We start from the raw sequence: 24,435 nt of genomic DNA, 5'->3' as shown, positions 1-24,435 counted from the left end.
TCGATTAACTACCATTTTCCTCTTGCCCTAGACACTTTCTTCGTTGATCTGTTTAGTTGATCATGTTGTTTCAACTGAAATGATATATTTTCCCTATTTAATTATTATCCCTGAGTTACTTAGCTGCCCGGATGGCTCCCTATCCTTTCAGATTCAACATTCCAGGATATAATGGTCGTACTATCACGGGCATTTTTCTCTTTTATTATTTTTAAAAGTTCAGTTACACCATTCGCATTTTTTCCCTTTTTTAGGACATTTAATATTTCCTGCGGATCAGAAAAACTGGTATTTGGGCATTCTGTCAGTCCATCTGTTGTAAGAAATATAAGACTATCCCCTTTTCTTAGCTCTTTTGTTCCCATGGTATAACAGGGAACCGGCAGTTCGAAAGTGTTGACTCTCCCAATCCATTCGTAAAAGCTTCGATGGTTTTGCTGAAACTCCTTGAATGGGAAGAGGTCTGGATGAAATAAGTGCAAAATACAATCTCCAACTGAAAGCCACCAAAGAAATGAACCTTTTCTCACTGTGCATAAAAACGCTGTCTCACCTCTTACCTTTCTACAGGAATCTTTGAAATTTTGACTATTAAAGACAGCCAGTAAAAGCTTACCGATTTTATCAAATGCTTCACCTGCTGAAAAAGACATAAATCCTTTGATTTCGTTTTTTAATGATTGAATCGTTTCGATGACCAGCTCTGCGCTTTGTGCTGTCGTATGGGCATCCAACAAAACAACAAATTCCCAATCATGGTATTCACTTGCCCATAGCAGGCAGCCGTCTTCATTTTTATATTGTCCTGCAGAAGTGTTCCCTCCAAATCGCCCTAAAACCATTCTTCCAATATGCAGGATACTTATTTCATCCAAGAACGGTTCCTTACTTCCAACCCAGCTATACTCATGGAATTTGCAGATATTATTCAATGGGTCTGTCTCCTCTTAATTGGTTTCCAATAATTCTAGTCAATTTGAAATTTTTGTCAATATAGATTTTTCTTATTGTTTAAGCAAAGAAAAAGGGAACTGTTCCAGTCCCCTTTTTCGATTGCTTATTTTTTGATTTGATAGATTCTCGCTTCATGCGGAAACAGTACTTCTTCATCTTTTTCCAAATCACGCTGGTAATTTGAGAGGATAAGCTTCCTATTAGTAAAGCCATCCAAAGTGAATGCCTGCTCCACGTCACAATGGTTCAGGACAATCAGCCATGTTTCATCCTTGCAAGAGCGTGAATAAACATATAAATGTTCATCATCAGGCAGTAAATCCTTATAGTCTCCGTACACCATTACGTCGTTTTCTTTTCTTAAGGCGATTAGCTTTTTATAATAAAAGTAAACGGAATCAGGGTCATTTAGGGCAGCTTCCACATTGATTTCCTTGTAGTTTGGATTCACCTTAATCCATGGTTCCCCACTTGAAAAACCTGCTTGTGGAGCATCATTCCATTGCATAGGCGTTCTGGAATTATCACGGCTCAATAAAATCAAGCTTTCAAAAACCTCCTGCGGGTCGCGACCTTTTGTTACTTCTTCCTGGTATTTATTCTTCATGGCAATGTCATTGTAATCCTCAATAGAATCAAATCGGACACCTGTCATTCCTATCTCTTCACCCTGAAAAATATAAGGAGTTCCAGGCAGCGTATGAATCATTGTTGCTAACAGCTTGGCAGATTGAACACGGTAATGACGATCATTCCCGTAGCGGGTTACTTGCCTTGTGTGGTCATGATTGTTAAGAAATTGCGAATTCCAGCCCCTTTGCTCAAGGCCTTCATACCAGCTTGTTTGTATTTCCTTATACCGAAGCATATCCCAGGTTGGCATATCATCTGCTACTTGGAAATGGAATAAAGTATTTAGCTCATTCCGGCTCTCATCTACATAAAGCAATCCTTCCTCAGGAGAGACAAATGGAATCTCGCCGACTGTCATAACATCATAATGCCGAAGAACCTCCCTGTGCATTTCCTGAAGATAGTCATGAATACCAGGATTATTGGCCAAATAGCTGATATTGTTTGGATTCTCGGCATCTGAAAAATCTTCTTTTTTAGCCAGGAGATTAATAACATCCATTCTGAAGCCATCAATCCCTTTATCAAGCCAAAATCTCATCATTTTGTAAATTTCATTTCGAAGTTCAGGGTTTCTCCAGTTAAGGTCCGGCTGCTCTACCGCAAAAGAATGATAATAATATTGGGCTGTTGGCTCATCCCACTCCCAACAAGATGGCGCAAAATAGGAACGCCAGTTATTCGGCTCCCTGCCACCCTTTGGATCTTCCCAAATATACCAATCTCTTTTCGGGTTATCTTTCGAAGAACGGGATTCAGAAAACCATGGATGCTGATCAGATGTATGGTTGACGACGAGATCCATTATCACCTTTAAACCGCGGCTATGGATTTCCTGGATCAACTCTTCAAAAGTCGCCATATCTCCTGCTCTATTCATCACACCATAATAGTCCGAGATATCATAGCCATTATCTCGGTCAGGGGATTTATAAAATGGATTCAGCCAGATTACATCAATGCCAAGATCCTTAATATAATCGAGCTTCTCCATTATCCCTTTTATATCACCATAGCCATCTCTATCGGAATCGAAAAAGCTTCTCCAGTAAATTTGATAAACAACCGCTTCTTTCCACCACTTCTTATTCACAGGGGACACCTCTTTATTAAACTTTAGTAACTCGTAAAAAAGGGCCTTTTAAAGGCCCTCTCATTATTTCTTTAATCGATATACTCTTGCCTCATAAGGTTTAAGCGTTAATTCATCAATTGATTCATTTTCATTCACATTTAGATTTGAAATCAATAATTCTTTAAAAGAATAACTTAAAGTCTCCGGCAGCTTAAATATAGGAGTTTCCCCGCTGAAATTGCACATGACAAGCAGCTGGTCTTCGCCTAGTGTTCTTGTAAAAGCAAAGATTTGCTCATCTTCTTCCATGACTAAGTCAAATGTTCCGTACACAATGACTTCATTTTGCTTTCTTAATTGAATGAGCTTTTTATAATAATGGAAGATTGATTCTTCATCTTTTAATACAGCTTCTGCATTAATCTCTTCATAATTAGGATTTACATTGATCCAAGGCGTTCCAGTTGTAAAACCTGCATTAGGGCTGCCATCCCATTGGACCGGTGTTCTGGCATTATCACGGCTCCGCTCATGGATTCCTTTAAAAATTTCTTCGTGAGTCAATGAATCCGGAGTTAGATCACGGTATGCATTTAATGTTTCAATATCACGGTAATCGTTGATATCATTGAAATTGACGTTCGTCATGCCGATTTCTTCACCCTGGTAAATATATGGAGTGCCCTGCATCATATGAAGGCAGGTAGCAAGCATCTTCCCTGAAACAACACGATATTCATCGGAGCCATTTCCCCATCTGGAAATGGCCCGCGGCTGGTCGTGGTTGCTCCAGTACAAGCTATTCCAGCCATCATTTTCAAGGCCCTTTTGCCACTTTGTGAAAATTTCTTTTAGTTCCGTTAGTTTCCATGGACGGGGATCCCATTTGCCGTATTGGCCGTCACCTAGCCCGACATGTTCAAAATGGAACACCATATTTAACTCATTTCGGTCTTCCCCTGTGTAAAGCTTGCCTTCTTCGACTGTAACACCTGGCATCTCGCCAACCGTAATCGTATCATAATCTCTAAGTGCTTCTTTATTCATTTCTTGCAGAAATTCGTGGATTCTCGGTCCATTCATATAATGCTTGCTTCCGTTCCCATATTTATGACCTTCACGGATCTCTCCCTGCGGATAGCTTGTATCTTTGGAAATGAAGTTGATGACATCCATTCGGAACCCATCGATGCCTTTATCAAGCCAATAGCGCATCATTTCATAGACTTCATTTCTTAGAACAGGATTTTCCCAATTAAGATCAGGCTGTTTTTTGCTGAAAAGATGCAAATAATATTCGCCTGTTTGTTCTTCAAATTCCCATACACTTCCGCCAAACGCAGCGCCCCAGTTGGTTGGAGGCTCTCCATTGTCTGTCTTTTTCCAGATATAATAATCTCTGTAAGGGTTATCTTTGGATTTACGTGATTCCTGGAACCATTGGTGCTCGTCACTTGAGTGATTGACAACAAGATCCATCATGATTTTAATGCCGTGCTCATGTGCTTTAGCCAGCATGCGGTCAAAGTCCTGCATTGTTCCGAATTCATCCATGATATTGCGGTAATCTGAGATGTCATAGCCATTATCATCGTTAGGGGATTTGTAAACCGGCGACAGCCAGATTACATCGATTCCCAGTTCACTTAAGTAAGGAATTTTTTCTGTGATGCCATTGATATCGCCAATTCCGTCTCCGTTTGAATCGTTAAAGCTTCTTGGATAGATTTGATAAATGACGCTTTCTTTCCACCATGTTTTGTTCAATTTTTACAACTCCGATCCACAAATTGATTCATATTATTTTAGGGTCTGTTAAGTAGGCCTGTTGATTTCCGTTCCAGGCGTTCGCTTTCCACGGGCGGTCCGGGAGCCTCCTCGGCGCATTCGCGCCTGCGGGGTCTCCCGTTGACACGCTCCTCCCGCTGGAGTCTCACGCCTTCCACTCCAATCAACAGGGTGCTGAAATATTATAAGCATTATCACAGCCAACTCTTATTTTATTGAACCTTTCATTACTCCGCTAATGATCCATTTTTGGGCAAAAATGTACACGATGATCATTGGAGCAAGTGCCATTAAATAGGAGGCAAATGCGAGATTATAATCTGTGCTGAATTGGCCCTGGAATATATATTGCACGAGCGGCAGTGTCGCCATTTCCCGGTCGCTCAGAAGCACGAGCGGCAGCATGAAGTCGTTCCAGGCACCCAGACTCGTAATAATGGCTACCGTGGCATTCATTGGCGCAAGCAGAGGGAAAATAACTTTCCAGAATACTCCCCAAGTGCTTGCACCATCCATAATGGCTGCCTCTTCAAGCTCAACTGGAATAGCTCTGATATAGCCAATGTAGATAAATACATTAAAGGAAAGATTGAAAACAATATACAGAATGATTAACCCGACCAGATTATCCATTCCCCATGAACTAGTCTGCTTCACAAGCGGAAGCATGATAATCGGAAACGGGATAAACATCGCACTTAAAAAGTAGAAGTATAGGAACTTATAAAACTTTTTGTGAAGATTACGTGCAATGGCGTAGGATACGAGCGAATTTGTCAGTACTGTAAAAATGACAACAAAAATTGTAACAAACGCACTGTTTTTAAATGCATTGAAAAAATTAGTCATTTCAATTGCTTTTGCAAAGTTATCAAACGACCATGATTTTGGAAGCGCCAATAAATTGCCGGCCATTTCAGGCGGTGTTTTGAAGGCGATTGTGATCGTTAAATATAGTGGAAAAAGAATAAGCAATGAACCTAAAATTAAGAAAGTGGTGACCAGCCAGCTTGTTTTTTTGCGATTCATTAGTTTTCCACCTCTCTTTTATTTAAGAATTTTAATTGAATGATAGAGAAGACAATGATAACGATAAAATAAATAACAGCATTCGCTGATTGATACGCGAACTCTCCTCCTTCGAATCCTCCACGGTAAATAAGCAAGGAGATGGATTCTGTTGACTTTCCTGGGCCTCCGCCTGTTAAGGCAACAATCTGGTCGAACACCATCAGGAAGTTTTTCAGTGACAGTACCATATTAATCGTAAAGAAAGGAGCAATCAGCGGAAATGTAATTTTCCAGAACTTTGTCCAAACACCGGCACCGTCGATACTTGCAGCTTCATATAAATCTTCTGATATCGTAACGAGACCAGCAAGGTACAAAATCGTATTAAAAGAAACAGCTTGCCATACTGCCACGATGACTATTCCGATCCAGGCCAAATCCGGATTTCCTAGAATATTTCGGGTCAAAAACTCCCATCCAAATGCATCACCAATCTGCGGAAGAAAATGCGCAAAAATAAAATTAAAGATAAAGCCAACTATTAAAATACTAAGAATATAAGGTAAAAAATAGATGGCCCGAAGTGTTTTGTGAAATTTAATTTTCGAGTTAAGCCCGATGGCAACCAAAAGACTAATTATATTTACCAGAATGGTAGATACAATAGCAAATTTAAAGGTAAATAGATAAGCATCCCCTGCACGTCCATCTTTAAAAACATTCAGGTAGTTCTTTAATCCAACGAAGTTCCAATCTCCATACCCTTTCCAATCCGTAAAGCTGTAAAAAATCCCTTGCAAGGCTGGATAACTATGAAAAATGAAGAAAAGGAGAAAGGCAGGTATCGTTATGATGAGAAACACACTATTTTTCTTTTTCATTATGACAACTCCTTTTTTAAGGCTCTGTTAAACTTGCCCGTCGATTTCCGCTCCAATCAACAGGGTGCCAAAATCATAAATGAGCTCTAACATAGCCTTTTTGAAAAGCGCAATGCGCCTGGAGCTAGACAAAGTCTAACTTGAGAGGATTTAAAAGTTTTTAGAAAGCCAGGGAATCCCGTAAGACCCCCTGGCTCCTAGCCATTAGCGATTTTGGACTTTTTCCCACTCGCTGTCCATTTTTTTCAAGAACTTCTCTTTATCTTTCTTGATTAAGAATTCCTGAACAAGGTTTTCAGCCCCCATGCCTGCTGGATAGTAGTGATCCGGGAAGCTTGTAATCGCTCCAGTTTCAAAGTTAGCTTTGATGCCCTCAAAAACAGGGTTTTCCTGATATACGCCTTCAATGGCGGAGAATGCCTTTTGCTCATCAATGTACTTTTGAGCGGTTTCTTTTGTCATCATAAATTCAACAAATTTCATAGCTTCTTCATTGTGTTCAGTCTCTTCACTAACCGCTAGAAGAACGTCAACACCAGAAACGAGTTTGTTTTGTTCAGGATCATTTGTTACCGGCATTGGGAATACACCAAGCTCCATTTCAGGATTTGCTTTTAAGATTTCAGGAATAGCCCAGTTTCCTTGAAGATAGAAAACAGATTTTCCGTTGGCAAATGCATTATTTCCATCGCCATAAGCAACTCCCATATTATCTTTGTGGCCATATTGGACTAAAGTAGCCATTTTGTCTGCCACTTCATCATAGTTTTCCACGAATGTTGCTTCTCCGGCATTTTTCTTTTCTGCAAAATCTTCACCGGCAACATTTGCACCAAGGGAATTCCAAGCAATCATGCCTGTCCATGCATCCTTTAAAGTAAAGTAAATAGGTGTATCTCCTGCTGCTTTCACCTTTTCAAGGCTGGCGATAAATTCATCCCAAGTTGCTGGAACTTCAAGTCCGTGCTCTTCAAATTTTGCTTTATTGTAGATAACTGCATTCGCATTCGTTGCGTATGGAAGGCCGTAAGTTCCCTCTCCCTCAGGTCCAACCAAACGATTTACCATATCAATGTAAGATGGCTGTACGGTCTTTGTCAGGTCAATTCCTGAAAAATCCTCCAGAACACCCGCACGGCCTAATTCACCGTAAGTAGCATTTCCTGCGATGGACATGATATCAGGAAGGTCATTTTTAGTAAGACGTGTTTTTAATACGGTTTCAGCTTCAGGCGGTGCATCCAGTTTAATTTTAATATCAGGATTTTGTGCTTCGAATTCTTTAATTAAACTCTTATATGTGTCAATGCTTTCAACTTTGTTTGAGAAAAGCTCAAGTGTTACCTTTCCGTCATCGGCCCCGCCTGACGAGCATCCCGCTAATAAAGAGGCACCCAATGTTAAAGCCATCACACCCGCAGTCATTTTTTTAAACATGTTTTTTTCCCCCTAAATGATTATAATTTTGGTTCATTTACGTAAACGTTTACGTAAATGATCTAAGAAAAAGAGAGTTCTTATTTCCTCTCTTTCACACTCAATCTTTCAATGATTTTATGCGGCATTATTCTGCTCTCAGGTACTTCACCTGTTTCCAGCATTTTTAATAGCATTTTAGCTGCTGTTTCACCCATTTTGGCCAGCGGCTGTCCAACAGTAGTCAGCGGCGGAATAGACATTTCGGCTAGCTGCAAGTTATCATACCCCATAACCGACAGATCTTCAGGTACCTTTATTCCCAGCTGGTAGGCTGCAGATAAAGCACCGATGGCAATCTCATCACTAGCCCCAAATATTGCCGTTACATCTGGAAACTGGTCCAATAATTTCTTTAGGCCTTCGACTCCGTCAGGAAATGTAAACCCTCTGCTAAAAACAATATTTCGGTCATCCAGGGGAATATTGTGATCTGACAGAGCTTTTTGAAACCCTTCTATCCTCGGCTTCCCGGCGATTATATCCTCCTTGTTTCCGCTGATCATCCCAATCTTTGTATGGCCCTTATCCATTAAATACTTAGCAGCTGAGTAAGAAGCATGATAATCATTTACCTTCACAAACGGAACTGGATAGGCATAGGACTCAGTTGAGAGAAGGATCAGCGGCATCTTTGATTTTGTAATGTACTGATGATATTCCTCTTTTAAAATTTCACTTGCGAAAATGATCCCATCTACACGCTTTTCAATCAGTAACTGAAGGTATTTTATCGTTTTTTCGCCATTTGATTCTGTATGGCAGACGATTACACTGGAACCGTTATCATTTGCGGCCTTTTCTATTCCATCCAGTAAATCTGTAACAAGGGAACTGGATAATTTAGGAAATAAAACGCCGATAGTATGGGTTCTTTTATTAATCAATCCTCTTGCGACCGCATTTGGCTGGTAGCCCAGCTCTTCAATTACTTGCAAAACCTTTGATTTGGTTTTTTCCGAGTAGCCGCCTTGGCCATTCAAGATTCTTGAAACCGTTGCAATAGAAACATTTGCTTTCTTGGCAACATCTTTGATGGTATAGGACATATCCCACCTACTTTGATTCTACTTTTTTTGATATGTGACGAAAACGTTTACGTAAGTAATAATAGCACGTGGTGAAAACCCTTTCAATATCATTTGGTGAAAAAATTGTGAAATAATTTAAATTAGCTTCTAACCCCATAATTAAAAGTTAAAAAACCGACCCTCATTTTTGTACGGGCCGGAATAGAAACCATTTATCGTTTTATAATGTTCAAATAACTTTTTCCCGCATTTTATTTAGAATTAATACCTCCAGCAACTTAGATGGACATGGTTCTGCAGGGATAGAATCGGGCTCAAACCCAAACTCCCTGATTCGCTTCTCCGAACTGCTTCCCATGCAAACGATCGTTAAGTTTTTTAAGATTTCTTCTGCCACTATACCATATGGACTTCCATTTTCGATAAAGGCATCCACAGAGGAACTGCTTGGAAATACGATTGTATCAAGTGAAGCTTCCATAAGCATATTTTTTACCACAGGAACAAAAGCTTCATCTAGGATTGTTTCGCTGGTCTGGAAAATATCATGTTTTCCATAACGGTCAAGATAATAGCCTCTATTTTCATCCATTTTCCGGTTACCAATAATTAAAAGCCCTCCGCAATGATTCATATCATCCGCCAGATGACCAGATAATCCACGCTCCATTAAGACCTTTAACGATTTTTTAGACAAACAGTAAATTGTTGCGTGCAGGTTTCTAATATCTATTTTTCTGCTAATCAATAAATCAAAAAACTCATTGATGCTCTCAGGCGAGGTGAATAAAATCCGCTCATACATAAATAATTGATTAAGGATGGTTTCATTTATCTGAACTTCTTTTTTAGCCCACTTCGGAAATTCAATGACATCGGCACCCTGATCTTTTAACATTTCCGCTACAAGGCTTTTAGCGGTACCGGTACGAGCTAAAAGAATTTGCCTTCCATACAAAGGCTTTTTTTCAAACCATTTTAATTTATCCCTTACAGAAACAATATCACCAACTAAAGTAATAGCAGGATTTTTAATTCCTGTCTCCTTCACTTTTTTTGCAATATTCCTCAGTGTTCCTTGCACTGTCTGCTGCCTTCCATACGTCCCCCATTGGATAAGAATGACCGGGGTTTCTTCCGGTTTTCCATGCAGGATAAGATTTTCAGCAATAAAGGAGATGTTGGATACACCCATATAAAAGGCAATGGTATCGACACTAGCAACTAATCCGGCCCAATCGATATTGGGCTTCCCTTCCTTCGATTTGTCATGCGCAGTTACCACCGCAAAGGAAACACCATATTCGCGATGTGTAACAGGGATGCCTGCATATAAAGGTGCCGCAATTCCGGAGGATACTCCCGGAACAATTTCAAAAGGAATTTCATTTGTTACAAGCGCTTCGGCTTCCTCGCCGACTCTGCCAAAAACTCCCGGGTCACCGCCTTTTAAGCGGACAACGCTGCATCCGTCCATTGCTTTTTGAATGAGAAAATCATTGATTAATTCCTGTTTAAGTAAATGCTGCTGCGGAAATTTCCCGCAATAAATCAACTCACAATGGGAAGGGGCATACTCTAATAATCTGGGATTTATAAGCCGGTCATATAAAATAACATCTGCTTGCTGAATTGCTTTTAACCCTTTAATTGTCATCAAGCCTTCATCCCCAGGACCTGCTCCTACAAGAAATACCTTACCTTTTTTCAAGTCCCCACCCCTTTGCCTTCTTTTTAATCGCCGGTATTCATCTGGTAGTAATTGGCCAGTTCTACAATAGCACTGCCCATTCTCTCCACCTTGGGGAAAATCACCCGATTTATTCCTTCATCATATAAAGCTTGTGCGGTTACCTTACCGACTGCCAAAGCAATAACTTTATCGGAGAAAGCCCTTTTCAATTGATTTTCGGCATCCTGTTTACGTGCATATTGAATTAAATGACGAACCTGTGGAGTACTCGTAAAAACCGCAGCTTCCAGTTTTCCTTCAAGCAGCTCAGAAAGAAGTCTTTCCATTACTTCCGTTTCCGGCGGATTGTGGATATACGGAAGAATTTCTTCATATTGAGCATGCTGTTCGTCCAGCCACTGGATTAGCCTTGGTGCAGGGTCGCCATGAAGCTGAAGAGCCACATTGCTTTTCTGTAAAGAATAAGCTGCTAGGCTGCGCACCAGCCCTGCGGTACTTCCATCGTCATCCCGGACTTCAGGTGATAGTCCCAGCTTTTTTAGCAAATTAACCGTTTTATAGCCTCGCGCAGCAATTCTTGTATTATGCAGAGTCTCAATAAACTCTTCTCCTATCCCCATTTCTAAAGCTGTATTATACAAGGTCTCCACACCTATACCAGTGGTAAAGATAATCCAATCAAACTTGCCTGCTGTAATCCGTTGTATATGCTCTTTTAATTTGGTATCTACTCGCAAGGATGTACCTTGCGCAGGTCTGCTTACAGCGATACCCCCCAGATTTTCAACGATTTTGCTTATTTCTTCTATTTTTCTTGATCCAAGGATAGCAATTCGCTTTCCCTCCAGCTTTTTCATCCAAAAAACCTCCAGCCTAATCTTCTTTTATTCTTCTATTATAAGATAGACTGTGCCATTCTCAACAACTGTTTTATAAGTTTGAACACACCCTGTATCAGGAGCTTGCACTTTGCCGTCTTCCAGACAAATTTTCCAATCATGCATGGGGCAAAAAACAGAATCTCCGCTGACCAAGCCCTCAGTCAGTACACCGCCTTTATGGGGACATCTATTTTCTATTGCACGGATTTTGCCATTAGATAATCTGAACACAGCAATATCAGTTCCATTGACTTTAACCGTTTTTCCCAGTTTTTCCGGCAATTCATGCATAGAGCCTATCAGAACCTTGACAACACTTTTATTTAACAATGGAAACTCCTCCAATCCTATGATTTATGATCTTACAAGACTTTCAAATAACTCATTTTTTGTTTTATTGTTATTGATAATCTCTTTCCAAGGATCTTTGTATACTGATAGCGCCTCATCCATCCGGGCATTTAATTCTTTGCGCTTCTCTTTATCATCCAGGACCGACTGGATATGTGCCAGACCTACACGGTCAACCCACGCGGAGGTACGTTCCAAATAACTGGCCGTTTCTCTGTAGTATTGAAGGTAAGCACCTGTGATTTCCATCAATTCTTCATCTGTCTTCACTTTATAAAGCAAATCTCCGCCTCTTACATGGGTGCCTCCATTGCCGCCCACATAGATTTCCCAGCCGCCGTCTATGCCAATAAAACCGATATCCTTAAACCCTGACTCAGCACAGCTTCTTGGGCAAGCGGATACTGCCATTTTGACTTTATGGGGAGTCTGCAATCCTTCAAATTTCTTTTCCAATGCTACCCCAACCCCCATTGAATCCTGGGTTCCGAAACGGCAGAATTGCTCGCCGACACAAGTTTTGACAGTACGAAGCGATTTTCCATACGCATAGCCTGATGGCATATCCAAGTCGGACCATACTTTAGGCAAATCTTCTTTTTTTACACCGAATAAATCAATCCGTTGGCCCCCCGTTACCTTTACTAAAGGAATTTCATATTTATCAACAACATCGGCAATCTTGCGCAAATCTTTCGAATTCGTTACCCCGCCGTACATCCTTGGAACCACTGAATAGGTGCCGTCTTTTTGTATATTGGCATGCATTCTTTCATTTACATACCGAGATTCCCGTTCATCCTCATATCGGGTTGGATGAACCATTCCCAAATAATAATTGATGGCTGGACGGCATTTGGAACAACCTTCTTCAGAAACCCAGCCCAGGACATTCATTACTTCCTTTACATGGGTTAGCCCTTTTGATCGTATTCCTTCAACTACTTCATCCCTCGATAATGAAGTACAGCTGCAGATCGCTTCTTTTTGGATGGTTTGATCAAACTCTGCTCCAAGCGAATGCTGAAGCAAATCAGCTACCAGCGGTTTACAGCCTCCGCAGGAACGGGAAGCACTTGTACAGGCTTTAATTTGATCTACTGTTGTGCATCCTTCAGCTTGAATGGCTTCAATGATCGTGCCTTTTGAAACACCATTGCATCCGCACACTATTTCTTCGCTGCTCATTTCGGCGACCAGGCTATCTCCCGTATCCTGGCCAACCGGCTGTAATAGGGAGACCTTCGCAGTTTCAGAGATATCGGCCTGCTTTTTAATCAGGGAGAAAAGACGATTTCCTTCATGGCTGTCTCCAAAAAGAACCGCTCCTACGATCAGATTTCCACGAAAGACTATTTTCTTATAGACACCTTCATGGTCATCAAATACTTTTAAGGCTTTTTTCTCTTTATCTTCTAAAAAATCTCCTGCAGAGAATACTTCCACACCTGATACTTTGAGCTGGGTTGAAAGAACAGAACCTTTATAAGGGGCTGTTTCCACCCCGCAAATATGTTTGGCCAGCACTTTCCCCTGTTCATATAGAGGGGCGACCAGACCATATGGAATACCATTATGCTCGGCACATTCTCCGACTGAATAAATATGGGGAATACTCGTTTCGAGAAAATCATTTACCACAATGCCACGATTCACTTGTAATCCACTTTCCTGCGCAAGTTTAATATTCGGACGGATTCCAACAGCCATTACAACCAAATCAGCTTCCAGCACAGTACCGTCACTGAAGGTCAAGCCTTCCACCCGTTCATTTCCGATAATGGCCTGTGTTTGTTTTTCAAGTAAAAAGTTCATTCCCTGTTTTTCAAGTTCTTTTTGTAATAGCTTTCCTGCTGTTTCGTCCAGCTGTCTTTCCATTAAATAAGGGGAGATATGAATCACAGATACTTCCATGCCTAAATTTAATAAGCCTCTTGCTGCCTCCAAACCAAGCAATCCCCCGCCGATGACAGCCGCCTTTTTATATTTTTTCGAAGCCTGCAGCATTTTATCGGTATCCTCCAGATCCCGAAAAGCTGTAACTCCCTCCTTATCAGCTCCCGGTATTGGAAGGATGAATGGCACTGACCCCGTTGCAAGGATGAGCTCATCATATGGTTCAATTCTTCCTTTATCTGAGACGACGACCTTCCTGCCAGGATCTGCCTTCACTACCGTTTCATCTGTATATAATCTAATATTGTTGGCTTCATACCAATCCCAATCATTCAGGGTAATATCCTTTACTTCTGTATCCCCCTGTAAAACTTTTGATAATAGAATGCGATTATAATTGGGATGGGGCTCACTTCCAAATATCGTAATTTCAAACTTCTCCGGAGCGACCCTTAAAATTTCTTCCACTGCCCTGACACCAGCCATTCCATTCCCAACAAGGACCAATTTCTTCTTTTCCATTTTTAAAAACAGCCTCCCCGATCATTTGAATTTATTAGAATAAAATATCTCCTATTAAACTTATAGTTTTTCTAAGTGACTTACGTTCACCGCAGTAACTTTAAAACCTGGCATACGGCAAACAGGATCGAGCTGATCCGATACCAGGAGATTGACATTTTGGTTTTCAGCCCAATGAAAAGGAACAAAAATGGTATCCTGCCTGATATCTTCTGTCCATTGGCTCCTAACAATAATGCTGCCTTTTTTTGATTTAATCTTAATCAATGACTTATTCTGAATGCCGAACTTCTTAGCGGTTTCCGGATGAATTTCAGCAAAAGACTCAAAGTTTCTTGCCGCTAGTGATGGACTTTTTCTTGTCTGAACTCCGGTTAAATAATGGGAAATTACTCTTCCTGTCGTAAGGAACAGCGGATATTCCCCATCAGTTGCCTCTTTTGCTATTTCAGATGTATTGGACACAGGTATCATCACAGCTTTTCCGTCTTCGTGGGCAAAGGAATTTTCAAAAAGCCTTTCAGTTCCTTTATGGTCAGGATCCGGGCAAGGCCATAGAATTCCTTCCCCCTTTTTAAGACGATCGTAATTGATGCCGTAATAATCGGCAGTACCTCCCCTGCTGGCTTCTCTTAGTTCATTGAATATTTCTTCTGGTCCAGAAAAAGAAAAATAATCTTCCTTCCCTAGCATTCTGGAAATCTCACAAATGATTTGCCAATCATGTTTTACTTCTCCAGGACACGGCTTGCTTGCCGGGCGAAGCAGCACTCTTCCTTCCAGATTCGTCATCGTTCCCTCGTTTTCCAAATAAGAAGTTACCGGCAGGATCAAATCGGCCAGCATTGCTGTTTCTGAAATAAACATATCGGCAGCAACAAGAAAGTCGAGTTTTTCCAGGGCTTTTTTCACAAAGTCTGCATTCGGGTTAGAGACGATGGGATTTGAGCCCATTAATAGCATTCCTTTTATCTCGCCATCCTCGATTTTATTCATCATTTCATAAGCAGAGACACCTTTGCCGGGCAATTCACTTTCGCGTATATTCCAAACACGTGCGATATAATGGCGATGATCCGGATTTTCAATGGAACGGTAACCGGGGAGCTGATCAGCTTTAAGGCCATGCTCCCGTCCTCCCTGGCCGTTTCCCTGTCCCGTGATTGCCCCATAGCCGCATCCAGGCATACCAATTTTCCCTGTTATTAAAAGAATATTTAAAAAATTGCGGACAGTGTGGTATCCATCTGTTTGCTGTTCAACGCCCCTTGCTGTAAAAATCATTCCGGTTGCTGCTTTCCCAAACATAATAGCCGTTTTCCTAATTTGATTTGCAGGTACCCCTGTCAATTCTTCAACTTCTTCTAACGTAAGGGTGCCTAAATAGGCCTTAATTTCTTCAAATCCTTTTGTCCTCCCCTCTATAAACGGAAGGTCAATCTCTTTTTCTTCTACCAGGGCCTTCAAAATCCCGTTTGCCAAGGCTGCATCGCTGCCCGGCTTCGGTTTTAAGTGCAAGTCTGCCATTTTAGTTGTGGCAGTCTCCCGCGGATCAATGGCGATAATAAAAGCTCCGTTCTCCTTCGCTTTCTCAAAATAAGGAAGAAGTGTTGGCTGGCATTCAGCAATATTGGTTCCCGCCAGAATGATACATTCAGCCAGCGGAATATCATTTAATCCATTCGTCATTCCCCGGTCCAGCCCGAAAGCATGAATGGCAGCCGATGCAGCCGAAGACATGCAGAACCGCCCATTATAATCAATATATTTCGTCCTTAATGCAACTCTCGCAAATTTGCCCAGAAGATAAGCTGCTTCATTGGTTAAAGAGCCTCCGCCATACACGGACAAAGCATTTAATCCATGCTCAGATTGAATTACTTGGAACTTTTCCTTAATAATCCCCATGGCTTTATCCCATGACACCTGTTCGAATTTCCCGTCGACTTTCTGAAGCGGATATTTGAGGCGTTCAGGGTGCAGGGCATGCTGATGGGCATTCAACCCTTTTATACATAAACGTCCATGTGATGTAGGATTTGCTTTTCCAAGAACCCGATATTGCTTCCTTGTTACAATAGACTGTTCAATTACCTGTTTTTTGCATTGCATACTGCAGAAAGGACATTGTGTATCATAAACTTTCTCTGTTTGACCTTCCTGCTGCTTGGCTCGGAAATATTTTAATAGCAGTTCTGTCATAGCTCATTCCTTTCCGCCTTTCATATGTTCATTTATTGTTTTACAAAAACGGGTAACTTATGGCGGCAATTATATGAATCTTCTACAAGGCGCTGGATTAAGAGTTTTCTTAGTTCCAAATCAAACACCACTTCCCGCAGGTGTATAAGCCCAATCCTTTCTGTCCATTCCGAAACGCTCTCCAAATATTTGGCGGATTCCCTGAAATATTGAACCAATGTGCAAATCACCTCTTCCGCTTCCTTCTCCGTTGAAGCAATAGCCAGAAGCTCTCCAGCTTTTAATTGGATTCCTGCATTTCCGCCGATATAGATTTCCCAGCAATGTCTAAGTTTGATGACCCCAATATCCTTAACACCAAAGCCTGCGCTGCCATGGATGCAAGAAGCGATTCCAATTTCCAGCCGGTTCGGAGATACTAGGTATTCCGTTTTTTTCTGAAGCTGGACAGCCAGTTTCTTTGAAGTACCATTTTCACAGCCACAGCCTTTGAAACCGGTAAGCAAGGTGATGCTGACAGAATTATGCTCATGTATAGGGATTAATTTCATGTCTAAGGACTGCCATATTCTCTGCAAATCTTCCTCTTGGATTCCTTTTAGCATGATCCGTCCGTCATTGCTGAGGACTATTTCCGGTATACTGTATTGTTCAGCCACGGCTGCTATTTTTTGCAATTGACTGCTATTCGTTTCTCCCAAATATATTTGCGGTTTAATTGTATAGGTGCCGTTTGCCTCCCTAACTGCGTTGTGTGTTTCACCAGCAAAGACAGATTGGCCATCTCCCTCATAATCGGGAACTGTCATTCGCAGGATATAATGCAAAGCAGGCACACAGATGGGGCAGCCATTTTCTTTGCGCCAACCAAGATCTGTAAATATCCCTTCTACACTTCGCAATCCGCGAAGCTGTATCTTCTCTACAACCTCTTCTTCTGATAGATCTGTACACGTGCATAATGTGTCAGGTTCGATATCTTCATGGAAGTCATCGCTTTTTATATAGTGCAGAAGCTCTTCGACCAGCGGCTTGCATCCTCCGCATGTGCCAGAAGCCTTTGTACATTCTTTCACTTCTTCTGCTGTCTTCAGCCCTTTTGTTAAAACAGCTTCTGCAATTGCCTTTTTTGTGACACCATTACAGTTGCAAACGATACTGGTTTGAGCCATTGAACTTATGCTGTATTCCTTTTTAGAAGAATTCAAAAGAAGCAGCTTTTCTTCATCGGAAAAGTCTTTCTTCTTCTCCATCATGTCCAATAACCTTACATGGTCTTTTATGTCACCCATTAATAAAAATCCAGCCATTTTGTTATGCTTAAAAACAATTTTTTTATACGTTTGTTCATCTTCGTCATATAAAGTCAAAGCTTTTTTATAGCCTTTTTCAAAAAGCTCTCCTGCAGAAAATACATCCGTTCCGGATATCTTCAGCTTCGAAGATAAAATGGAACCTTTATATTCCTCAGTAAACTTTCCGCAGATATGTTTCGCCAGTACCTTTCCCTGCTCATACAGCGGCTTTACAAGTCCGTAAACCATCCCTCTATGTTCAGCACATTCACCGACAGCATAAATATCAGGGATACTCGTTTGCATAAAATCATTAACCATTATTCCCCGATTCGTTTTTATTCCACAATCATGCGCAAGCTTAATATTAGGCCTGACACCGGCTGCTATAATCACCAGATCAGCCGGAAGTTCTGTTCTATCTTTAAAAATAACTCTTTCGACACGGCTGCTTCCTTCAAAGGACAATGTTTCCTTCTCCAATAAGAAATTTATGCCCTGTTCCTCAAGCGATCTTTGCAAAAGATTTGCTGCTTTAGAGTCCAGCTGTTTATTCATGATTCTTGCTTCATTATGGACAACATGGACATCCATTCCTAAATGGATAAGGCCTTGGGCAGCCTCCAATCCCAGCAAGCCTCCCCCAAGTACTACGGCATTTTCACCTTTTTTTGATAAATGAATGATTTGCCTGCAATCTTCTATTGTACGGAATGTCATTACTCCTTCTTTGCTGCAGCCAGGAAGCGGCGGGACATAAGGAGTAGAGCCGGTAGCCAATATAAGCCTGTCATAGGAGACTTTCCGATTTTTATTTGTGGTAATTTTCTTTTTCGCAGTGTTCAACTTCATAACTGTTTCATTTTTGAATAATTCGATTTGATTTTTCACATACCAATCAGATTTATGGATTGTCAGATTTTCAATGGAAGACTTCCCTTGCAGGATAGAAGACAATAAGATGCGATTGTAATTTAGATGCTTTTCACTTCCGAAAACCGAAATGGAAAACCTGCCGGGATCATGATGGAGGATTTCCTCTACACAGCGAATTCCTGCCATTCCATTTCCAATAAGAACTAGTTTTTCTTTAGCCATCGTAACCCTCCAGCAACTTGATTCCCACCTTTCTATATTTTTATTTTTGTTACGTTAGATAATATCACATGGGTTTTATAATTAACATAACTTTTTGATTATTTTTATCATTACAAAACTTTTGCCCCATCTTGCAGATATACTTTTTATGCTACGTTTTTACTTATTTTTATTGATATGTAAGCGTTTAATCCAGCTGACATCAATGGGTGTAGATGGAAACAGGAATTTTGAATCATGTAAGAAAACCTTACATAATCATTACATAAAAATTTAAATTATGCGATGATGTTAAAATATTCAGATATTGAGGGAGGATTTTTTATGAAGGTTGCAGATGTATTCAAATTTAAAGATGAGCGAATGAAGGTATTGCACTATACATGGCTCGCGTTTTTCATTTCATTTTTCACGTGGTACAACATGGCTCCTTTAGCTACCACCATGCTGGAGGAAATGAATTGGCTTACTGCACAACATATTGCTGCACTAGGTATTTTGAATGTTGCCTTAACGATTCCAGCCAGAATCATAATTGGGAACCTGCTGGATCGGCTTGGCCCCCGACTGGTTTATTCTTCCCTTTTAATTGTCATGTCCATTCCGGCATTAATCTTCGCATTTGCAGATAATTGGCTCCAGCTGATGTTATCGCGCTTAGTCCTCGGCAGTATAGGTGCAAGCTTTGTCATTGGCATCCGAATGGTTTCTGAGTGGTTTCCCCCAAAAGATGTCGGCTTTGCAGAAGGAATTTATGGGGGATGGGGGAACTTCGGATCTGCAGCCGCAGCCATGATCCTGCCGGTTATCGGCCTAAACCTTTTCGGAGGCGATGATGGATGGAGATATGCTTTAGCCTTAACAGGACTCATTTGTTTTGTTTATGGGGTTTTCTATTATTGGGCTGTTAAGGATACCCCTGAAGGAAAAGCCCTCGTTAAACCGAAAAGATCAGGGGCAATGGAGGTTAGCACATGGGGAGATATGTTTCGGCTAATCGTATGGTCCATTCCGCTTGGAGGTGCTCTAGCCGTCAGTTCCTGGAGAATTGAAAATCTGGGCTTTATTTCGGAGACTGCTTTATATATTGTCTGGAGCCTGATTGGACTGGCTTTTATTATACAGGTTTATAAGATATTGGAAGTGAATATTCCTATATTAAAAGCGGGAGTTCCAAAGGAAGATCAATATAAGTTTAAAAACGTGGCTGCGTTGAACAGTACATACTTTGCGAACTTCGGTGCAGAGCTTGCGATTGTATCAATGCTGCCCATGTTCTTTCAGCTGACATTCTCCCTGACACCCTCGACAGCCGGATTGATTGCAGCTTCTTTTGCTTTTATTAACCTTATTGCCCGTCCGCTTGGCGGGATGCTCTCGGATCGGATGGGAAACAGAAAAAGAGTCATGCTCGTTTATATGCTTGGTATATCGGCCGGCCTCTTGGGTATGGGGTTTATCGATTCCAATTGGCCATTATTCGCTGCTGTTATGATGACTATCCTGACTTCCATGTTCATACAAGGAGCTGAAGGGGCAACCTTCGCCGTCATTCCCATGATAAAAAAACGGATAACAGGGCAAATAGCCGGAATGGCAGGAGCTTATGGAAATGTCGGCGCAACGATCTATTTAACCCTGTATACTTTCGTTTCACCACAGACTTTCTTTTTTATCCTGGCAGCCGGGGCGCTGATCAGCTTTGCCATTTGCTTTTTCTGGCTGGAAGAACCAAAAAACTCCTTCAGCTCGGAATATTATTTATCTGAACAGGATCGTCAAACTAACGTGGCTCCACAAGTTAAAGAAAGCATAAGGGAACGCAAGGCACTATAAGACCAACATCCCTAATCCCAAAACAGCAAAAAGGCTGCCCGGATTTCCCCAGGCAGCCTTCTTTATTTATTCATTAGATGGTTCTTCTACTGTTTTTTCACTTTCCACTTCAGAATTTGCACCTTCAGAATCTTCCGGTTTATAGTCATATTCCGAACGGTCAACGGGTTCAAAATTCTCAGGTGTGTAGAAACGCAGAAGGTCGCCATTTACTACTTTATCGGAAAGCGCCAGTTTTTGTTCCGCACTTTCCTGAAGCTTTTCCGCCTCTTCAAAACGTTCTTCTTCAAGCAGTTCACCAGTTGTTGAATCATAGAACTTGCCGTCAACAGAAGAAATCGTCGGGCTCATAAAGTCTCCGTTTCTGAATGGTACAAGATCATCGTGCTGTTCTGATAATAAATCTGTTCCAAACTGCAGATAATCTTTAGTATCGATACCCAGCAAGTGCATTAGGGTTGGCATTAAATCAATCTGTCCGCCAAATTCATGGTTTACTCCGCCTTCCATGCCAGGTACACGAATAAATAATGGAACACGCTGAAGTCCAGCACCATCAAACGGCGTAATCTCTTTGCCGAGCACTTCTTCCATTGCTTTGTTATGGTTTTTGGAAATGCCATAATGGTCACCGTACATTACGATAATGGAGTTGTCGTACAGGCCGGATGCTTTAAGCTGCTCAAAGAACTCTTTAAGTGCTTCGTCAGCATAACGGGCTGTCTGGAAGTAGTTATCCACCGATTTATCGCCAGTTGTATGCGGCTCAATCGTCGCCTTCTCCTGATCCATATGGAACGGATAGTGATTCGATACAGTAATAAATTTTGAGTAAAATGGCTGTGGAAGTGATTCCAAATATGGCATGGATTGTTCAAAGAATGGTTTATCCATTAATCCATAGTCAGCCATGTCTTCAGGCTTAAGATCATAGAAGTTGGCATCATAAAACTTGTCATAACCAAATGATTTATAGATCTCATTACGATTCCAGAAGCTTCCCGAGTTGCCATGGAATACTGCAGACGTATAGCCTTTATCCTTCAAGATAGCTGGAGCAGCATGATAAGTGTTCATGCCTTTTGTAGTAAAAGCTGAACCCTGCGGCAATCCGTATAGGGAATTTTCCAGAATAAACTCTGCATCTGCTGTTTTACCTTGCGCAGTCTGATGGAAGAAATTATCAAAATACATGGTATTTTCTTCTCGTGTTAATGAATTTAAGAATGGAGTTACTTCTTCTCCATGCAACTCGTAATTCATTAGGAAAGTCTGAATGGATTCAAGATGCAGATAAATCACATTCATGCCCTCTGCTTTGCCGAAATACTTCGGATTGGGTTCTGCATAATTAGACTTTGTAAAGTTAATCACTTCTGTTGTATCACTGCTATCCGCCATAACCCTTTGAGCGGATGCTTTCGTACTTTGTACAGCATCATAAATTGTATAATTGTACATCCCTAAATATTTTACGATATAGTTTCGGTCAAATCCCCTTGTTAACAGCTCCGGGCGGTCCGTTTCTGCCAATCCAAGGTTTGCAAAGGAAACAGCTAATGAAACATAAATTAAAGCAGCTGCTTTGCGGCGGGACATATCTTTTTTCTCGACTTTCACGGCTTTAAAAACAAGCAAGCCGATAAGAACAAGAACATCAACAAAGAAAAGGATGTCATAAGGCTTTAACAAAGAACTTATACTGCTGCTTACATCGCCAAAGTTTTGTGTCTGAGTCAAAGTCGGCAACGTTATAAAGTCATTAAAGAAACGGTAGTACACCACATTCGCAAATAACAGGAAGGATAAAAGGAAATAAATAGCCATTAAGGCAATGTATTTTTTCCTTCCCTTAAAGAAAAATGCAAGTCCTAAAAATAGCAGTGAAGACCCAAGCGGATTAATAAATAAGAGGATCTGCTGCAAAGTACTTTCAATACCTAAATTAAATTGTGTCATTTGAGTTATATACGTTTTCATCCAAAGCAGAAATACTGCCAAAAAGAAAAAGCCAATATATTTATTAAAAATACCATGACTCTTTTGAAGTAAAGTATTCAAAATCATACACCTACCTTCTAGCACATTATTCTAACATAATTCACGATCAATTTTAAAATCATAAGTTGGCAATCAATCTAGTATTTATCATAACTGTTAAATATTAATAAACTATGAACAAACGAGAAATTAAATAAATTTGCTGCGCAAGAATATAACTATACTCCGTTTTCGCAAAAAGTCAAGCATGTCCGGATAAAACAGCTATTCCCGCCTATAAGAACAGTACTTTAGGCTCTGAATCCGCAGTGCTGTTTAACTGATCTTGCTATCAAACAATAGAAACTTCTAATTACTTATTAGAAAATAAACTCATGTATATATAGACGATTAAAAAGCTATTTGGTTTCACTTTTTATGTAAAAACTTATTAAAATATAATTTTTGAAGAAAGGAGAAAAAACAGACAACAGCCAATTTATATGATAGACAATAAAAAAATATACCTAGAAGCGGAACCTAACATGGCGGTAAAACAGAATTTACATCACTACATGGAGAGCCTGGCTCCAATAATCATTTAACGGTACAGTTCTCAGGCATGTCCTATGAACAATTCCTCCAGGAGCGTATTCTTAAACCTCTTCAGTTAAAAAATACGGGGCAGATAACTACCGAACGGGGGTAAAACACCTAAGATATATGGAGCGTTATATAAATATGAGCTTAAGCCCGTTCAAATTGCACTGGAGAAAGCGTATTTTAAAGCAGATTTTGTAAATGAGGATTTTACTTTTGATTTAACTAGCCATACATTGCTCTTTATGGATGCATACAAACAGAAGCACCTTTTCAAAAAGCTCTAAATAATGAGAAAACGCCAATTCAGGCGTTTTTTAGATTTCTTCTGGCTGATTTATCTGTTTCTTGAATTTAAAAAGACTCCATAAACTGCAGAATGGCAGGTCCCAATAGGATGATGAACAAGGTCGGGAAGATAAATAGAACGAGAGGAAACAGCATTTTAATCGGTGCCTTCATGGCGGCTTCCTCTGCCCTGTTCTTTCTTTTTCCCCTTATTTCCTCAGTCTGCACCCGAAGAACTGAAACCATCCCAATCCCCAGCTTTTCTGCTTGTATAATACTATAGATTAAGTTTTTCAATTCATCTATCTGCAGGCGTTCCTGTATTCCACCGAGCGCTTCTTTTCTGGTTTTGCCAATTCTGATTTCTTCCAGTGCGAAAGTAAACTCATCAGATAGGACGCCACTTTTCTTGGAAACAACCTTGCTCAGGGCGGCATCGAACCCAAGCCCTGCTTCAAGACTGATCGTCAGTAAGTCAAGTGTATCCGGAAGCTCCTTTAACGCCTCCTTATTTCTTTTTTGCATTTTTGATTTTAGATACATGGACGGACCTATGAATCCCACAATGAAAGACAGCATGGAAAAAAGGAGCTTAAGATGATTTTCAAGGTTCAGCATATAGGTGAAGCCAAATCCTATGATCGGCATAAACACTAGAATAAAGGTCTGAATAATCTTAAATTCAATCGCACTCCATCCAAAAGGATATCCCGCCTGGGCCAGACTAAGCTCAAGCTGGTTTGCTTTTTCTTTGTCCAGGCTTTTTTGAAATTTTATCTTGAGGTTTTTCCATAGTGGCATTAAAACCCGTTCTGAAAATGACTCCTGAATTTCCGCTTCATTCTCTCCCAAAGGTACATGAGCCGTTTTTTCAAAGAAGAATTTGATCCGTTTCTCCATATGAATCTTCTTCGATGTTTGAATCGCCAGGATGGCATAAAAAA

General features: G+C 40.7%; 16 protein-coding genes. 1 reads left to right on the top strand and 15 read right to left on the bottom strand.

Annotated elements, in window-relative coordinates:
• Window positions 1-119 precede the first annotated feature (119 nt).
• The 13 genes from IQ19_RS13465 to nirB (IQ19_RS13405) all read right to left on the bottom strand — a co-directional run bounded on the left by IQ19_RS13465 (window position 120) and on the right by nirB (IQ19_RS13405) (window position 18,787).
• Window positions 120-932, bottom strand: coding sequence for a protein phosphatase 2C domain-containing protein (locus IQ19_RS13465; protein ID WP_242020998.1), 813 nt, complete (start codon window positions 930-932; stop codon window positions 120-122).
• Between the two features lie 125 nt (window positions 933-1,057).
• Complete coding sequence (locus IQ19_RS13460; protein ID WP_144542915.1) at window positions 1,058-2,680, bottom strand: glycoside hydrolase family 13 protein; 1,623 nt, start codon at window positions 2,678-2,680, stop codon at window positions 1,058-1,060.
• 63 nt (window positions 2,681-2,743) lie between these two features.
• Window positions 2,744-4,429 carry a glycoside hydrolase family 13 protein gene (locus tag IQ19_RS13455; protein WP_144542914.1) on the bottom strand — a complete coding sequence of 562 codons (1,686 nt, stop codon included), beginning with the start codon at window positions 4,427-4,429 and terminating at the stop codon, window positions 2,744-2,746.
• A 228-nt stretch (window positions 4,430-4,657) separates the two neighbouring features.
• The gene (locus tag IQ19_RS13450; protein ID WP_144542913.1) at window positions 4,658-5,479 is read right to left on the bottom strand and encodes a carbohydrate ABC transporter permease; all 822 of its coding nucleotides are present in this window, start codon (window positions 5,477-5,479) and stop codon (window positions 4,658-4,660) included.
• A complete protein-coding gene (locus IQ19_RS13445) occupies window positions 5,479-6,342 on the bottom strand; it encodes a carbohydrate ABC transporter permease (RefSeq protein ID WP_144542912.1) in 864 nt (287 codons plus the stop codon). Before IQ19_RS13445 ends, IQ19_RS13450 begins: the two co-directional genes overlap by 1 nt.
• Before the next feature lie 204 nt (window positions 6,343-6,546).
• On the bottom strand, window positions 6,547-7,779 hold the full coding sequence (locus IQ19_RS13440) for an ABC transporter substrate-binding protein (protein WP_144542911.1): 1,233 nt from the start codon (window positions 7,777-7,779) through the stop codon (window positions 6,547-6,549).
• Between the two features lie 80 nt (window positions 7,780-7,859).
• Window positions 7,860-8,867: a LacI family DNA-binding transcriptional regulator gene (locus tag IQ19_RS13435; protein ID WP_144542910.1), complete on the bottom strand. Its 1,008-nt coding sequence runs from the start codon at window positions 8,865-8,867 to the stop codon at window positions 7,860-7,862.
• Between the two features lie 211 nt (window positions 8,868-9,078).
• Window positions 9,079-10,560 (bottom strand): uroporphyrinogen-III C-methyltransferase, encoded by a 1,482-nt coding sequence (gene cobA, locus IQ19_RS13430; RefSeq protein WP_144542909.1) that lies wholly within the window; start codon window positions 10,558-10,560, stop codon window positions 9,079-9,081.
• A gap of 23 nt (window positions 10,561-10,583) precedes the next feature.
• Window positions 10,584-11,399: a uroporphyrinogen-III synthase gene (locus IQ19_RS13425; protein ID WP_144542908.1), complete on the bottom strand. Its 816-nt coding sequence runs from the start codon at window positions 11,397-11,399 to the stop codon at window positions 10,584-10,586.
• Between the two features lie 27 nt (window positions 11,400-11,426).
• Window positions 11,427-11,753 carry a nitrite reductase small subunit NirD gene (gene nirD, locus IQ19_RS13420; protein ID WP_144542907.1) on the bottom strand — a complete coding sequence of 109 codons (327 nt, stop codon included), beginning with the start codon at window positions 11,751-11,753 and terminating at the stop codon, window positions 11,427-11,429.
• Between the two features lie 24 nt (window positions 11,754-11,777).
• Entirely contained in the window at window positions 11,778-14,192 is a 2,415-nt protein-coding gene (gene nirB, locus IQ19_RS13415) for a nitrite reductase large subunit NirB (protein ID WP_144542906.1), read from the bottom strand.
• Window positions 14,193-14,252: 60 nt separating this feature from the next.
• The gene (nasC, locus tag IQ19_RS13410; protein WP_144542905.1) at window positions 14,253-16,394 is read right to left on the bottom strand and encodes an assimilatory nitrate reductase catalytic subunit NasC; all 2,142 of its coding nucleotides are present in this window, start codon (window positions 16,392-16,394) and stop codon (window positions 14,253-14,255) included.
• A gap of 32 nt (window positions 16,395-16,426) precedes the next feature.
• Complete coding sequence (gene nirB / locus IQ19_RS13405; RefSeq protein ID WP_144542904.1) at window positions 16,427-18,787, bottom strand: nitrite reductase large subunit NirB; 2,361 nt, start codon at window positions 18,785-18,787, stop codon at window positions 16,427-16,429.
• Between the two features lie 324 nt (window positions 18,788-19,111).
• Here nirB (IQ19_RS13405) and IQ19_RS13400 point away from each other — a divergent pair, with 324 nt between their 5' ends.
• Window positions 19,112-20,623, top strand: coding sequence for a NarK family nitrate/nitrite MFS transporter (locus IQ19_RS13400; protein WP_144542903.1), 1,512 nt, complete (start codon window positions 19,112-19,114; stop codon window positions 20,621-20,623).
• A gap of 66 nt (window positions 20,624-20,689) precedes the next feature.
• Here the strand turns inward: IQ19_RS13400 and ltaS are convergent, their stop codons facing one another.
• Window positions 20,690-22,690, bottom strand: a complete 2,001-nt coding sequence (gene ltaS / locus IQ19_RS13395; RefSeq protein WP_144542902.1) for a lipoteichoic acid synthase — start codon at window positions 22,688-22,690, stop codon at window positions 20,690-20,692.
• An 867-nt stretch (window positions 22,691-23,557) separates the two neighbouring features.
• Window positions 23,558-24,391, bottom strand: a complete 834-nt coding sequence (locus tag IQ19_RS13390) for a type II secretion system F family protein (protein WP_242020997.1) — start codon at window positions 24,389-24,391, stop codon at window positions 23,558-23,560.
• Window positions 24,392-24,435 lie beyond the last annotated feature (44 nt).

Source organism: Cytobacillus oceanisediminis, from assembly GCF_007830235.1.
Classification (GTDB): domain Bacteria; phylum Bacillota; class Bacilli; order Bacillales; family Cytobacillaceae; genus Cytobacillus; species Cytobacillus oceanisediminis.
This window is presented reverse-complemented; position numbering and strand designations above follow the sequence as displayed.